Raw genomic sequence first — 13,846 nt, 5'->3', positions numbered from 1 at the left:
GATTTCCAACCCGGACGATTGCCCGATACAGCTGTACGCCATTTGTTGGTCCGTTGAGCATCTTTCGGGAAAATTCACGGTCTGCAACTCAAACGACCGAAGTTTCTACTGTGTAACGCGAATCTGTGTGTTGAGACGTGCGGTTTTCGCCGGGCAGTCCGTCGCACGCTGGGACTATGACGAGTCTGTGACATCCGGCCCCGGCCGACGCCGGCGTCGTCGTCACCCGCGACTTTCGGACGGCACCCTCTGAACGCGCGGCGAAGCGTCTGCCGCCGCTGCGTAGCTGCGCTTTTGCGTCTCTGACTGCCATGTCTGCGGCGACGCCGCACCCGTTCACCGCACCGAAATACGCCGTATCCTTTGGCGTCCATCTATTGTGTGGCTGTGCCTGAAATGGATCGTCGCCGCGTGATGTTCATGATGGGTCTGGGGGTGGCGGCCGCAGCATTGCCCGCCGGAACCGCCAGCGCAGAGCCGAACATCGGCGACAACCCGCCCGGGCCCGGCCCGGCTGCTGCCGACACCGCGCCGAACTTTCTGTTCCAGGACGAGTTCAACGGCCCGGCGGGCTCACCGCCGGATCCGGCATGGTGGCACCTCGTGCCTGCCCGCGAGACGATCAAGAACCCCGTGGAGTGGGACAAGCCGTTCAACATGGGCCGGTATGTGACCGACCAGGAGCATGCGTTCCAGGACGGCAAGGGCAACCTCGTCATCCGCGCGACGCGTGGGCCGGGCACCACGATCCAGGAGAAGTACGCGAGCGCCAAGGTCGTCGGACTGTGGCGTGGTGGCATCGGCACCACGTGGGAGGCGCGCGTCAAGCTGAACTGCCTCACCGACGGGGCCTGGCCGGCGTTCTGGGTTCTGAACGACGATCCGGTCCGCGGCGGCGAGGTCGACCTCGTGGAGTGGTACGGCAACCGCGACTGGCCCTCGGGCACCACGGTGCACGCCCGGCTGGACGGCACGTCGTTCGCCACCAACCCGCATCCGGTCGACAGCGACTGGCACACCTGGCGTATGTCGTGGACGCCTGCGGGCATGTACTTCTGGAAGGACTACGCCCCCGGCATGGAGCCGTTCTTCGAGGTTCCCGCGAATTCGTTGCAGGACTGGCCGTTCAACGATCCTGGCTACACGATGGTGCCCGTGTTCAACATCGCCGTCGGCGGATCGGGTGGTCGCGAACCTGCGGGCGGTAACTATCCGGCCGAGATGCTGGTCGACTGGATCCGGGTGTTCCAGGGCTGAACCCCGGGGGACGTAGCCCCCATTTACAGCAACTTCTCAGCTAACGTTTGCGTTGTCAATCGTCCAAGGCAGCGCAGGAGTTTTAAACGTTATGGCGGACAAGGGTTTTCGGCGATCGCTCACGGCAGGGGTGGCGCTGGCGGGTGCTGGTGTCATTTCTTTGGGGTCGATCGCGGCGCTGCCCGACACCGACGTTGAAATCGCTGCGCTCGCGCCGCGCGTGGTGTCGACCGAGGTTCAGCACGTCAACTTCGCCGAGTACGCACAGATTCTGGCTGCGGGCGCGACCGAGGCGCTCGAGCTGAGCGGCGATGCGCTCTTCCGCAAGGTGCCCGAGTTGTGGCAGACCGTGCAGGCGACCTGGCCCGATGCCGACCTGACGCACTGGAACTACGCGTTGGTGGCCGACATGGTGTTCGCGCCCATCGCACCGCTCGTGATCGGTCCGTTCAACGACGCGGTCGCAGAGGTTCTCGCCCGCCAGTTCCCGGCGCTGGAGACCGAGATCCGGCAGCTGCCGGAGCTGGTCGAGTACACCGCCGTGCGGCTTGTCGGCCCCTTGCTGAGTGCGATCGGCGGAGCCGGCATGGCCCACTCCGAGATCTTCTACTCCATGACCACCGGCGAGCTTCAGCCGTTCTTCGAAGCCGTTGTCCGCGCGCCTTTCCACGTGGTGGACGGCCTGCTCAACGGGGGTTACGGCGACCTCGGTCCGCTGCTGCCCGGCCGCGAAGGCGATTACATTCCCGCGCCCGGCATCCTCACGCCGTGGGGTGAGGAGCCCGCTCCTCGCGACATCAAGACGCCCGAGGATCTTGAGACCGCTGAGGTGAGCACCGCGGTCGAAGAAGTCGAAGACGTTGTCGAGGCGGACGAGACCGAGGACGCGACCGTCAGCCCGCTGCGGGCCGTCGTGGAGAAGCTCACGAAGCCGGCGGTCGAGGAAGTCACCGTTTCGACTGAAACAGAGACCGAAACCGAGGCCCAGGAGAACGCGTCGGCGACGGACACGGCCGACACGGCGGACACGAAGACGGAGTCCGAGGTCGCGAAGCCGTCGCGCAAAGGTGTGCAGAAGGCCGAGGACCGAAGCGGAATCCGCCAGAGCGTCAAGGACTTCCGGTCCAACGTGCGTGACAGCGTCAAGAAGCTCACCGGGAACACGAAGTCGACGACGCGTACCGACGACGACAAGAAGTCGTCGTCTTCATCGGCTGCCGGCTCCAGCGACAGCGGTGACAACAGCGGCAGCGATAGCAGCGAATAAACCTGGTTCGCAGCCGTCACCAGGCCAGGGAGGTTCGGCCTTTCCGTTGTGGCGCACTGTGACGAACGTGCAGGCTTTTGTGCCGTGACGTCGAGATCGCCTCAACAAGTTGCACGTTCGTCACAGTATCGGCGAACGGGTCAGGGCCGAGGGGCCACTGCCGTCCGTAACTTCCCGACCGGTGGCGCGCAGAACGCCGACGCGATGTCGTCGAGCGGGACGGGCGCCCCCACCAGCGAGTGCCACGGATAGCGGTCTCTGGTCCGGTCGAGGAACTCGACGGCCCGGTGCAGGTGGCGGGGCTCGTAGTTGTGCACACCCGTGATGGTGAGCCATTGCCTGACAACGGCTTCCGGGTCGACGGCCAACGGCGCGCCAGGCATCACGGACCCGGCGAGCACGAGCACGCCTCCGATGTCGAGTCGGCCCAGTGCCTGCGCGACGGCATCGGTGGAGCCGGTGTAGTCGATCGCGACATCGACCGGCCCACCGTCAGCGGCGCGGCCGCCGAATTCCGTTGCCAGTTCCAGGCGTCCGGGATCGATGTCGACGACCTGCACTTCGGCGCCGGCTTCGGCGCAGGCCGCCACCGCGGTGAGGCCCAGCATGCCGGCCCCGCCGATCAATACACGGCGGCCGGCGAGCTCGCCTGCCGCCTCAAGCGTCGCCATCACCGTCGCCGTCGCACATGCCGCGGGGGCCGCCACGGTATCGGGCAGAGTCGGGGGCACCACGGCGATCGTCGTGCCCTTGGGCAGCACCGCGTGCTCGGCATACGAGCCTGACAACGGCCAGTCACCGTCGAACGGCTCATGGCCGACCTTGCGCACCGATGTGCACTTCGCGGTCAAACCTGAACGGCAGCGCGCACATTCACCGCAGGTGACCGTCACCGACCACACCACTCGTTGCCCCACCTGGACCGGTGCACGCGGACCGGCGGCGACGACGTCGCCGACGGCTTCATGGCCGAGGATCGACGGGCACGCGGCGGAACGGCGGCCCGTCACGGTGTGCAGGTCACTGCCGCACACCGTGGCCAACCGAACCTGCACCAGGACATCTCCATCGCCGAGCTCTGGGATCTCGACCTTCTGCAGCTCGACCTCAGAGCCGCCGGTCCAGACCGCGGCCAGCGTCACACGAGGCGTGAGCGTATCCACCCGGACAACCTTTCGATGGCGTAGACGATGACGAAGATGACGATCACGATGGCGCCGGCCACATCGAAGTTCAGCGTGCGGATCGACTCGAACAGCAGATAACCGATGCCGCCCGCCCCGACGATGCCGAGGATGGTCGAAGTGCGCACGTTGACGTCGAACAGGTAAAGGCTCGAGCCCACCATCGCAGGCATCGACTGCGGAATCACCGCGGCGAACAATGTCTTCCACCAACCGCCGCCCACCGATTTGACGGCTTCCATGGGACCGGGGTCGATCTCTTCGACCGCGTCGGCGACCAACTTGGCCAGGAAGCCGACCGATCCGATGGCCAGCGCACAGGTGCCTGCGATGGGCCCGAGACCCAAAGCCGCGACGAAGACCACGGCCAGGATGAGCTCGGGCACGGCCCGTACCAACAGGATCCAGCCGCGGGCGAACCAGTACACCGCAGCGTTCGGTGTGACGTTGCGGGCCGCGAGGATGCCGACGGGTATCGACAGCACCACGCCGATCGCCGTCGAAACCACGCCGATCGCGACGGTTTGTGCTGCGGCGACGAACAATTCGCTGCCGAGCGCGTCGAAGTTGGGCGGGATCATGCGGGTGAAGACCTCGATCGAGGGAAGCACCCAGGTGAACAGCGACACCGGATTGATCTTCAACACCACGAAGGATGCGAGGACCGTGCCGATCAGGAGACCCGAGAAGGCGAACCGGGTGGCGCGATCACGTGCCGGACTGGTCTGCTCGGGGGTCAGCAGCATCCTGCGGATGAGGATCGCGAGCAGTTCCATGGCCACGATGATCGCCAGGATCACGCAGACGATGCCGAGAGCACGAGGATAGATCAAGCCCCGCAACGCATCCTGCAGTGCGAAGCCGATACCACCCGCGCCGACGAAGCCGAGCACGACCGACATGCGCAGGTTGATGTCGATCCGGTAGATGAAGGTGCCGATCCAGGCCGGCATCACCTGGGGGACGACGGCGTTGAGCATTTCGCGGAAGTATCCGGCGCCGGTGCTGCGCACGGCCTCGCGCGGACCCGGATCGGTCTGCTCGATCGCGTCGGCGAACAGTTTGCCCAGCATGCCGATGGAATGCAGGGCGAGCGCGAGAATGCCTGGCAGCACGCCGATTCCGAGTGCGCGGACGAACAGCACCGCGAACAGCAGATCCGGCATGGCCCGGCAGAACGTGATGATCGCGCGTGCCACCGCGTACACGGCTGGGTGCGGTGTGGTGTTGCGGGCGGCCATGAACGCCAGCGGTACCGACGCGATGGCGGCGAGAACCGTGCCGAGCACGGCCATCAACAACGTCTCGACGGCGAGTCCGGCGATCCGGCCCGGGTCGTCCAGCCGCGGCGGAACCATGCGTTCGAGTAGTGCGACGACCTCGTCGAATCCGTCGATCAGCGCGGTGGGGGCGAAATCGATCGACCACGCCGAGACGATCGTGGCGAGGACCGCGGCGATCGCGACGAGCTGAAGCAGGCCGGGCAAGGGCGGCTTGCGATTTGGCGCCGACGGCCCGGAGGCCGCCGGCCGCTCGGTGACTTCGATGGTCATGACGGACGGGTGGTCGAGGTGACTGTGGGGTCGACGCGCTGATAGATCGCCATGACGTCGTCGCGGGTCATGCCCACGGCGGGTCGGTCGAGAACCTTCTGCCCGTTGCGCAGGCCGACGAGGCGGTGCGCCCAGCCGAGCGCGAGGTCGACCTGGTGCAGCGTGCACACCACCGTCAGCTTCTCCTCGATGCACACGCGGAACAGCAGATCCATGACGACGCCGGCGTTTTCGGGGTCGAGTGAGGCCACCGGCTCATCGGCCAGCAGGAGCGCCGGCCGCTGCATCAGCGTGCGTGCGATCGCGACGCGCTGCTGTTGGCCGCCCGACAGCGTGTCGGCGCGACGCTCCGCGAAATCGGCGAGCCCGACCCGGTCCAGGTGCGCCAGCGCCGCGACGCGCATGCTCTTGGGGTAGGTGAGCGCGCCATAGCGCGGGAAACGCAGCTGGCCGAGGCCGCCGATGAGGACGTTTTCCAGGCAGCTGAGCCGGCCGACGAGGTTGAAGTGCTGGAAGACGAACCCGACCCGCCTGCGCAGGGCGCGCAGCTGCGCGCTCGAGGCCTGGTCCACCCGGGTGCCGCCGACGTCGACGGCACCCGACGTGACGGGATGCAACCCGTTGAGGCAGCGCAGCAGCGTGGATTTGCCCGACCCGGACAGGCCGAGCAGCACGAGCAGCTCGCTGCGGTGCACGTCGAGGGACACGTCGTCCAGTGCGAGGGTGTCACCGAATTTCTTGGTGACGTTGCGGGCGACGACGACCAGGTCGTCGCCCGCAACGGGATGGTCCGGTCCGACGGTGCTCATGTCAGCCCTTGCACTTCTCGGAACCGGTCACGTCGCAGACGTGGCGGACGCCGTCGTAATCGGAGTCGTTGACCGGCACGACGCCCCACGCGCGCTCGTCGGTGATCCGGCACGCGTCACCCTCGCAAAAGCCTTCTGCCTCAAAGTTGGTCACGTTGGCCTTGTCGGCGAACACCTTCTTGAGCTTGTCGATGGCCTCGGTGCCGAGTGAGTCGTTGGCGGCGAACACCGAGCCGGCGATCATCTCCGACTTCCATACCGTCTTGAGCTGGCCGGGCTTGAGGTCGCCCTTCTCGATCATCGTCTTGTCGACCATGGTGTCGAACGCGAATCCGGCGTCGCAGTCGCCGTTGGCGATCGCGAGGGCTGACGAGTCATGGCCACCGGCATAGATCGGCGACATCGCGGCCGAGATGTCGGCCTCCGAACCGGACTTGATGACACCGGCCTCGATCAGCCCCGCGCTCGGGTACAGGAAGCCCGACGTCGAACCCGGGTCGACGAAGCACACCTTCTTGCCCGCGAAGTCCTTGAGGCCGTTGATGTTTGCCTCTTCGGAGCGGGCCAGGCCGTACGACTGGTAGCCCGGCTGGGTGCCCTCGTCCTTGATGACGGCGCCGATCGGGGTGATCTTGGCCCCGTTGATGCCGGCCACGACATAGGCGAACGGCCCGAAGAAGGCGAGGTCGACGTTGTCGGCGATCATGCCCTCGACGACGCCGGCGTAGTCCGAGGCCTGGACGAATTCGACCTTGGATCCGGTTTCCTTCTCCAGCAGCTTGATGAGCGGGTCGTAGCTGGCCTTGAGATCGCTGGAGTTCTCGGCGGGGATGGCGGCGAGGGTGATGGTCTCTGGGAAGCCCTGTTCGGTGGTGGTCTCGGAGCTGTCGGAGCCCGAACAACCGGACATGACCAGGGCGATGCTGGCAGCTGCTGCGGCGGCCGCGATCGGCCGGCGGGTACGAATCTTCATGGGCGCGGAAACCTTTCGAGGGGGCGGGGTTGATCCGCCACACACCCTGTGCGTTGGTCTATACCAACAGGTTCAGCTAAGGCGAACGGAAGGTTAACAACTCGAAACTTCTTGGTCTATACCATGGTCTATACCAGGAATTGGTACGGTGGTCTCGTGACTGCGAGTGCAGAGCATCGAGTTCTCAAGCACCAGGTGGTTCGCGCACAACTGGATCGGATGCTCGACGACATGGAGGTCGGCGACCCTTTTCCGGCCGAACGCGAGATTGCCGAACAGTTCGACGTCGCACGCGAGACCGTCCGGCAGGCGCTACGTGAGCTGCTGCTCGACGGTCGTGTCGAACGTCGCGGCCGGACGACGGTTGTTGCCAAGCCGAAGGTTCAGCTTCCGCTCGCGATGGGTTCCTACACCGAGGCTGCCAAGGACAAGGGCTTGAGCGCTGGGCGCATCCTGGTCGGCTGGACCGACCTGACCGCCGACGAGACGCTTGCCGGCCAACTCGCCATCGAGCCGGGCGCGCCGATCATCCAGTTGGAGCGGGTGCTGACCACCGACGGTGTGCGGGTCGGTCTCGAGACGACGAAGTTGCCCGCCGCCCGCTATCCCGGGCTGCGCGAGACGTTCGATTACCGGGTCTCGCTGTACGCCGAGATCCGGAGCCGGGGGATCAAGTTCGAGCGGACGGTGGACACCATCGACACCGCGCTGCCCGACGCGCGGGAATCCGCGTTACTGACCGTCGACAGCCGCACGCCCATGTTTCTGCTCAACCGGGTGTCCTATGACCAGAACGGTGTTCCGATCGAGCAGCGGCGGTCGTTGTATCGTGGCGATCGGATGACTTTTACCGCTGTGATGCATGCCTCATAACGCAATCGTTTCGTGACTATTTTGTGACCTTTGACCTGCGAAAACGCCGTGTTGGGGGCGCTGACGGAATTTTAAGGGAACTCTCAGAGACCGCGCTCGGTTGCTGCAATCGCTCTGACCTGCCCGTATGGTGCCCGTGTGGGCCGACATGCATTAGCCAGCCCCGGCCGACGGAAGAAGTCGGCTGTCGCGGCTGCGATCATCGCCCCGGCCGCTGTGTTGTTCGCGGTCGGCAGTGATGTCCAGAAGTTACCCGCCAAACCCGTGGCCAAACCCGTCGCCGAGGAAGCGCCACCCTGCTGCATGGAGATCGTCTCGGCGCCTGCCGCGTCGTCGGCGCCTCCCGTCGTCCAGCCGGAAGGCGTGAATTTCGTGTCCGCGGCCACGGCGTCGCGCTGGCGCGTCATCGACATCCCCGAGGCTCTGCCGGTCGGGGACGCCCCGGAGAGCGGTTTGCAGGTCAAGACGATCCTGGCCTCGCGCAGCATCAGCGCGGACTTCCCCGAGATCCAACAGATCGGCGGTGTCCGGCCGGATGCGCTGCGCTGGCATCCCGACGGGCTCGCCCTCGACGTCATGATCCCGAACCCCAGCAGCGCCGCGGGTATCGCGCTCGGCAACGAGATCGTGGCGTACGCACTCAAGAACGCCGAGCGGTTCGGATTGCAGGACTGCATCTGGCGCGGCACGTACTACACGCCGGGCGGTTCCCGCAGCGGCGGGTACGGCCACTACGACCACGTCCACATCACGACGACCGGAGGCGGTTATCCCTCCAAGGGGCAGGTCTACCTCCGCTAAAGCGTGTCGCGACCGGTGGACGGACGCTGACCTCTAGATTCGCGATGTGGCGCTGTCTTTTCGCCGGGCCCGATCGGTGATGAGTGCCGAGGTCGCCGCGATCCGCAGCCGCGATCCCGACCTCGACGCGAGCGACATCGCCGGCTTCACCCTTCCGATTCTTGTGCGCGTAGCAGGCGTCATCGCCATCGGCGTGGTTCCGCTGCTCGTGGTGCGCAACGGGGAGAGCGAGAACTCGCAGCTCGTCGCGATCATCGGGTCTTTCGCGCTCGTGGTGATCTGTGCGGCCGTCGTGGCCTGGCTGACCTCGATCGTCATCTCCGGGCTCGTTGTGATGATCCTGTACCGGACGCGTCCGGCGGCGTCGTCCCGCCTTGTGGTGCGGATCCTCACCGACTCCTTCATGCGCATCGACGACTCGACGTCGGCACTGGCCCTGCTCGCGCTGCTGGCCGGCCTGTTGTCGCTCGCGTTCGGCCTGCCGACGCGAACGGCCGACGAACTGGCCAACTCGGTGCTCGATGACCTGCTCGCGGCTCAGGTCGGAGTCCTGTTGGTGGCGTTGGCATTCGCGTTCATCGCCGAGTCGATCCGCTCGGCCGCCGACATCGTCGACGACCAGTCGCTCATGCTGGCGTGGCCGTGGGCGCTGATCATCGCGTCGCTGAGCTGGGTGCTGGCCACCATCGCCGGACCGTTCGAGGCCACCCGCATGTTGACGATCCTGTTGCATGAATGGCTACCCGCAGTCGTCGACGGCGTGCCGAGCACCGAGGTGATCGCCGAACTCGTCCCACCCGGGGCGCGGTGGTTGGTCGCGTTCGGGCCCGTGCCGATCATTGCCGCGATCTGGGCATACCAGGCGGCGAAGCACGGCGGGTTCGCCGCGATACGGGAGTTCTTCGAGGACGACGCACCCGCGCCGTGAGCGGACTAGCGCTCAATCCTCGGGGGCATCTGGTGCGTCGGGTGCGTTGCGCCGTCTCGCGAGGATCATCACGATGTCGCGCATGGGCAACTCCCGCAGACCTCCCCATTGCGGCCCGACCGCGAAGTCTGCATCGGTCGCGACGAACCGGTACCCCGGCAGGTCCCGTTGCGGATTGAGCGGAAACTTCATGTGCCACAAGCGCTGTGCGACAGCGATCGCCGCGTCGATGGGCATCGGACGGTCGATGCCGAGCGGAACGCAGATGTCCTGGGTGTGCACCAGGATGTCCATCAACGGGTCGACTTCCTTGGTCATGGGCGGACGCCTGCGCGAGCCGACCATGGCGCGCAGTCGCGCGGTGATGTCGTGTGGAGACGCTTTGTCTGCCAGGGCCATTCGCCGGATCATGGTGTCGAACCGGAAGCCGGACTTGAGTGCCGCCAGTGCGGCGTCCTTGCTGCTTACCTGCGAATGCGTCAGGTGGACGGCGACGTCGCGCACTGTCCATGCCGTACACAGCGACGGTGTCGACCACTGGTGCGGTTCAAAGGTGTCGAGCAGATCGGCGAGTTGTCCACGCTGCTCATCGACCGTGCGCCAGATCGCGTCGGATTCCATGTCCGCTCCTATAGTCAGGATCCCTGACTAAAAATTAGTCAGGAATACGTACTAAAGTCAAGGTGTGGATGAGGCGCCGAACTCTGCGGTGATGATGTTCATCGCCTACCGGGCTGCCGAGAACCGGATCCTGGATGTCGTGCACCAGGCCGGTTTCACCGATCTGACCCTGGCGCAGTGCCGGATCGCGCAGCGGTTGAGCCCGCAGGGTATCCGGCTCACCGATCTGGCGGAGCAAGCGCAGGTAACCAAACAGACCGCGGGCGCCCTGGTCGACGAGCTCGAGCGGGCCGGGTACGTCGTGCGCCAACCCGACCCCACCGACGCGCGTGCCCGCTTGGTGATGCTGGCCGAGCGCGGCGCGGCAGTGTGTCGGGTGGCCGCCGACGAAGTCGAGGCGATCGAGGCCGAATGGCGGGAACACCTGGGCGCGAAGGCGTATCGCGAATTGCGCCGCGCGCTGGTCGCGCTGCGTGAGATCACCGACCCTTGGACATGAGAATGGCGGGTACGAATCCGACTGTTGTGCAGTCGGATCCGTACCCGCCTTAACGCTCGACGCTGCTTAGCGTCTTAGGTGCTGCTACCGGAGGGCCCGTCGCTGCCGTCGTTGCCCTGGTTGCCGTTGCCGCCACCGCCCTGGCCGCCGGCGCCGCCGTTACCGCCGGTGCCGGTCTTGCCTGCGCCAGGAGTGGCGTTGCCGCCGCTGCCGCCGTTACCGCCGACACCGGTGCTGGTGCCGTCGTTCGTCGGGACGGAGCTGCCGCCCTTGCCGCCGGTGCCGCCGTTGCCACCGCGGGCGTTGCCACCCGTCGCGGCGCCGCCGTTCATGCCCGCACCGCCGTTGCCACCGATGGCACCGCCGTTGCCGCCGTTGCCGCCGCGACCGCCGGTGGTGTTGCCGCCCTCGGTCGAGGTCGCGCTACCACCGCGCCCGCCCCGGCCGCCGAGGCCCGAAACGATGCTGGTGCCACCGGAACCGGCCGCACCGCCAGTGGCGTTGCCGCCCTCGGTGTTGGCGGATCCGCCGCTGCCGCCGTTGGCCGAGCGCGAGATGACGCGGCTGCCGCCGTCGCCGCCCGCACCGCCGACCGCGTTGCCGCTCTGGTGGCCGGTGGCGTTTCCGCCGCGACCGCCGTTGCCGGTCAGGTCAGGCGTGTTGCCGCCCGATACGAGGCCGAAGCCGCCGTCGCCACCCCGACCGCCCGTGGCGGTCTGGCCGGAGGTTCCGCCGGTTCCGTCGGCGTTGCCGACCGTGGCCGAGCCGCCGGTGCCACCGGCACCCGGTCCGTAGTTCTCGTCGGGAACCTCGTTGGGCAACGGCAATCCGAAGTTCGTGCCGCCGCCCTGGCCGCCGGCACCGCCCAAGGCGTTGCCGAACAGCGACGAGGCGTTGCCGCCGGCGCCGCCGTTACCGCCCCGGCCCGGGGCATAGCTCGCGCCGTAGCCGCCATCGCCGCCCTTGCCGCCGGTGGCGTTCGCGCCGTCACCGGCCGCGCTCGAGTTGTAGTCGTTGCCGCCCGCGCCGCCGTCACCGCCGTCACCGGAGAAGAACCCTGCGTTGCCGCCGATGCCGCCATCCGTGGCAGCCGAGACGAGGTTGCCGTTCGCGTCGTACACGGCGTCGCGACCGGCGCCGCCCTGGCCGCCGTTGCCACCGAACAGGCCCGCGTGCCCGCCGTTGCCACCGTTGGCGCCGGCGCCACCGTTGCCGTACAGCAAGCCGCCCGCGCCGCCGTTGCAGGCATCGCCGGTGCAGTCGGCAGCGGCGTCGAGGCCGTTGCCGATCAGCCAGCCGCCATCACCGACGATCGGCCGAATTGCCGCGGTGCTCATCGCATTCGGGCTCAGCGCGGCCGCGCTGATGAGCTGGTTGTCATTGCCGCCCGGGGTTCCGAACAGCAGCAGCGAGTCTTCGCTGTTGACCAGTTTCACCTGGGCCTTGTGGGCGGTGCTCGTCGACGGCTCCTCGGCGATGGCGGCCGCGGCCGTCAGCACACCGAGGCCGACCAACGCCGCACCCGCGACTCCCGTCGCCGCGTACTTGGGTGCGGATCGCGCTACCGCGCGATGCCGTCCGGGTTTCACGTACATGCAGGTCCCTTCATGTAAGCGCCAGCTAAAACTGATCGTTGGCTTAACGTTTGCTGTGAGAAAGCAAGCCGAATTCTCAGGTTCTCTTACCGGGGCGTCAATGCCTACGTTTCGGGTTCTCGTCGGTCAATGCCATCGGCTCGGTGTTCTCGCGCGTCGCGTGTGTGTAGTTCTGGCGCACTGCGGCTACTCAGGCTGATCAGGTCAAATGTGCTGGGTAGCAAAGAATCTCAGATGGTTGCCGAGTGCGACGCGGCTGCTTGAAAGTCCGCCGAAAAAAGATTTGCCGGAACGCGTTGCGGCGGAACGATTCTCAGCTTCCGGGGATCAAGATCAAAAATCGAGCTAGACATTATGGTGTGCGGCGGCACGTTTGTGTGGCCCACCTATCGGGCGGCGCCGCCGATACGATCCACGCCGTGGCAGAGCAAACCATCGAGCAATCTCTCGACGACCAGAGCGACGAACGCCCTTCGTCGGAGAAAGCACAGAGCCCGGGGTCCAGCCGCATTGCCCCCGTGGCGTTGGTGGTTGCGCTCGCAGCGGTCGGCCTAGCCGTGTTCGCATTGCTGCGGCCCGCGGGCGGCCCGGCCGACGCCGCGCCGGCAGCGGTCGATGCCTCGGCCGAGCACGGTTCCAAGGCTGACGTTTGCAGCGCGTTCCAGACCGTCAGGTCGGCCGTGTCGATCCAGACCCACGCCACCAGCGAAGGGCCCGCCGGTGCGCAAGCCGTCGCGGCCAATGCGCGGCTGTCCATGCTCGGCGGCGGCGCCTATCTGCTTGAACGAACCGGCCCGGCGACGCCACCGGAACTTGCCGATGCGATCCAGAAATTCGCCGGTGGTCTCCAAGACATCGCAATGCACTCACTCACCGGAATCGGCAACGACGATCCCCAGCAAGCCGAACGGCTCCGCAATGCCGATGCGGCGAACAAGTCGATCGCTGACATCTGCGCTGCGCCGTAACCACGTCGGCACAACCTGTTTGGCTCACGGAAGGTCTCGGTGCGCGACAGCTTCGAGCAGTCCGATCAAGTGTTTGAGGTCATGCCACGGCACGAGTTCGTCATCGGGCCGCGACGCCATGGCGGTCAACTCGGCGACGTCGTCTGAGAGTTGCCCGGCGTTGGGCACCGGCACGCTCTCACGGCTGAACATGTCGGCCGTCTCCAGAAGCCAGTAGAAATCGGCATCGAACTCAACGGTCGAGCCATGGCGCTCCTCGACCAGCGACAGGACGCGGTCCAGTTGACGTCGTAAGAGAGATAGGTCGAGCGTCGTCGTCACCTGTTCATGGTGACGTTTTCATGGAGCCGATGACGGGAATCGAACCCGCGTATTCAGCCTACGCCCACCTCATCAACACCGACGACCACGCGGGCAGCATGGCCGCCCTCGGAGCCTTGGCGGCACCGGCGTACGGCGGCAACGTGATCCAGCTGCACGGTTAGCCAGGATGTGTCGGAGGCAAGCACTATTGTGTC

At 66.5% G+C, this 13,846-nt stretch carries 15 protein-coding genes; 8 read left to right on the top strand and 7 right to left on the bottom strand.

Annotation, left to right across the window (positions count from 1 at the left end):
- Positions 1–396: 396 nt before the first annotated feature.
- Together ACOI2T_RS32700 and ACOI2T_RS32695 are read left to right on the top strand one after the other, a co-directional pair.
- A complete protein-coding gene (locus ACOI2T_RS32700) occupies positions 397–1,257 on the top strand; it encodes a glycoside hydrolase family 16 protein (RefSeq protein WP_067853062.1) in 861 nt (286 codons plus the stop codon).
- A 91-nt stretch (positions 1,258–1,348) separates the two neighbouring features.
- A complete protein-coding gene (locus tag ACOI2T_RS32695; protein WP_409504248.1) occupies positions 1,349–2,524 on the top strand; it encodes a hypothetical protein in 1,176 nt (391 codons plus the stop codon).
- Positions 2,525–2,664: 140 nt separating this feature from the next.
- On the opposite strand, the gene ACOI2T_RS32690 is transcribed toward ACOI2T_RS32695, so the two are convergent.
- The 4 genes from ACOI2T_RS32690 to ACOI2T_RS32675 are packed head-to-tail and all read right to left on the bottom strand — an operon-like array spanning position 2,665 to position 7,043.
- Positions 2,665–3,687, bottom strand: a complete 1,023-nt coding sequence (locus ACOI2T_RS32690) for a zinc-binding dehydrogenase (RefSeq protein ID WP_409504249.1) — start codon at positions 3,685–3,687, stop codon at positions 2,665–2,667.
- Complete coding sequence (gene phnE, locus ACOI2T_RS32685) at positions 3,663–5,261, bottom strand: phosphonate ABC transporter, permease protein PhnE (protein WP_409504250.1); 1,599 nt, start codon at positions 5,259–5,261, stop codon at positions 3,663–3,665. The genes ACOI2T_RS32690 and phnE overlap by 25 nt, the downstream gene beginning before the upstream one ends.
- Complete coding sequence (gene phnC / locus ACOI2T_RS32680) at positions 5,258–6,070, bottom strand: phosphonate ABC transporter ATP-binding protein (protein WP_409504251.1); 813 nt, start codon at positions 6,068–6,070, stop codon at positions 5,258–5,260. The genes phnE and phnC overlap by 4 nt, the downstream gene beginning before the upstream one ends.
- A gap of 1 nt (position 6,071) precedes the next feature.
- Positions 6,072–7,043: a phosphate/phosphite/phosphonate ABC transporter substrate-binding protein gene (locus ACOI2T_RS32675; protein WP_409504252.1), complete on the bottom strand. Its 972-nt coding sequence runs from the start codon at positions 7,041–7,043 to the stop codon at positions 6,072–6,074.
- A gap of 156 nt (positions 7,044–7,199) precedes the next feature.
- Here ACOI2T_RS32675 and ACOI2T_RS32670 point away from each other — a divergent pair, with 156 nt between their 5' ends.
- The 3 genes from ACOI2T_RS32670 (at position 7,200) to ACOI2T_RS32660 (ending at position 9,645) form a co-directional block, all read left to right on the top strand.
- Positions 7,200–7,916, top strand: coding sequence for a GntR family transcriptional regulator (locus ACOI2T_RS32670; protein ID WP_409504253.1), 717 nt, complete (start codon positions 7,200–7,202; stop codon positions 7,914–7,916).
- Between the two features lie 138 nt (positions 7,917–8,054).
- Positions 8,055–8,717 carry a VldE C-terminal domain-containing protein gene (locus ACOI2T_RS32665; RefSeq protein WP_067853089.1) on the top strand — a complete coding sequence of 221 codons (663 nt, stop codon included), beginning with the start codon at positions 8,055–8,057 and terminating at the stop codon, positions 8,715–8,717.
- A 46-nt stretch (positions 8,718–8,763) separates the two neighbouring features.
- Positions 8,764–9,645, top strand: coding sequence for a hypothetical protein (locus tag ACOI2T_RS32660; protein WP_409504254.1), 882 nt, complete (start codon positions 8,764–8,766; stop codon positions 9,643–9,645).
- Positions 9,646–9,657: 12 nt separating this feature from the next.
- On the opposite strand, the gene ACOI2T_RS32655 is transcribed toward ACOI2T_RS32660, so the two are convergent.
- Complete coding sequence (locus tag ACOI2T_RS32655; RefSeq protein ID WP_409504255.1) at positions 9,658–10,266, bottom strand: maleylpyruvate isomerase family mycothiol-dependent enzyme; 609 nt, start codon at positions 10,264–10,266, stop codon at positions 9,658–9,660.
- 64 nt (positions 10,267–10,330) lie between these two features.
- Here ACOI2T_RS32655 and ACOI2T_RS32650 point away from each other — a divergent pair, with 64 nt between their 5' ends.
- Positions 10,331–10,765 (top strand): MarR family winged helix-turn-helix transcriptional regulator, encoded by a 435-nt coding sequence (locus ACOI2T_RS32650; protein ID WP_409504256.1) that lies wholly within the window; start codon positions 10,331–10,333, stop codon positions 10,763–10,765.
- A gap of 74 nt (positions 10,766–10,839) precedes the next feature.
- Here ACOI2T_RS32650 and ACOI2T_RS32645 read toward each other — a convergent pair whose 3' ends face one another.
- The gene (locus ACOI2T_RS32645; RefSeq protein ID WP_409504257.1) at positions 10,840–12,360 is read right to left on the bottom strand and encodes a hypothetical protein; all 1,521 of its coding nucleotides are present in this window, start codon (positions 12,358–12,360) and stop codon (positions 10,840–10,842) included.
- A gap of 359 nt (positions 12,361–12,719) precedes the next feature.
- Between ACOI2T_RS32645 and ACOI2T_RS32640 the strand changes: the two genes are divergently transcribed.
- A complete protein-coding gene (locus ACOI2T_RS32640) occupies positions 12,720–13,328 on the top strand; it encodes a hypothetical protein (protein WP_409504258.1) in 609 nt (202 codons plus the stop codon).
- Positions 13,329–13,352: 24 nt separating this feature from the next.
- Here the strand turns inward: ACOI2T_RS32640 and ACOI2T_RS32635 are convergent, their stop codons facing one another.
- Positions 13,353–13,649, bottom strand: a complete 297-nt coding sequence (locus tag ACOI2T_RS32635; RefSeq protein ID WP_409504259.1) for a hypothetical protein — start codon at positions 13,647–13,649, stop codon at positions 13,353–13,355.
- Positions 13,650–13,678: 29 nt separating this feature from the next.
- On the opposite strand from ACOI2T_RS32635, the gene ACOI2T_RS32630 reads away from it, so the two are divergent.
- Positions 13,679–13,813 (top strand): integrase, encoded by a 135-nt coding sequence (locus tag ACOI2T_RS32630; protein WP_409504260.1) that lies wholly within the window; start codon positions 13,679–13,681, stop codon positions 13,811–13,813.
- The last annotated feature ends 33 nt before the right edge of the window (positions 13,814–13,846 follow it).

The organism is Mycolicibacterium wolinskyi str. Jessa 2025 (assembly GCF_049241375.1).
Taxonomy (GTDB): Bacteria; Actinomycetota; Actinomycetes; order Mycobacteriales; family Mycobacteriaceae; genus Mycobacterium; species Mycobacterium wolinskyi.
Note: the sequence above shows the minus strand (reverse complement) of the source record. Positions and strands in the feature narration are given on the sequence as shown.

Excerpts from the sequence above, each read along its gene's own strand:
- ACOI2T_RS32675 (WP_409504252.1), bottom strand. The coding sequence starts at position 7,043 with ATGAAGATTCGTACCCGCCGGCCGATCGCGGCCGCCGCAGCAGCTGCC.
- ACOI2T_RS32630 (WP_409504260.1), top strand. The coding sequence starts at position 13,679 with ATGACGGGAATCGAACCCGCGTATTCAGCCTACGCCCACCTCATCAAC.
- ACOI2T_RS32695 (WP_409504248.1), top strand. The coding sequence starts at position 1,349 with ATGGCGGACAAGGGTTTTCGGCGATCGCTCACGGCAGGGGTGGCGCTG.
- phnE (WP_409504250.1), bottom strand. The coding sequence starts at position 5,261 with ATGACCATCGAAGTCACCGAGCGGCCGGCGGCCTCCGGGCCGTCGGCG.
- ACOI2T_RS32655 (WP_409504255.1), bottom strand. The coding sequence starts at position 10,266 with ATGGAATCCGACGCGATCTGGCGCACGGTCGATGAGCAGCGTGGACAA.
- phnC (WP_409504251.1), bottom strand. The coding sequence starts at position 6,070 with ATGAGCACCGTCGGACCGGACCATCCCGTTGCGGGCGACGACCTGGTC.
- ACOI2T_RS32700 (WP_067853062.1), top strand. The coding sequence starts at position 397 with ATGGATCGTCGCCGCGTGATGTTCATGATGGGTCTGGGGGTGGCGGCC.
- ACOI2T_RS32645 (WP_409504257.1), bottom strand. The coding sequence starts at position 12,360 with ATGTACGTGAAACCCGGACGGCATCGCGCGGTAGCGCGATCCGCACCC.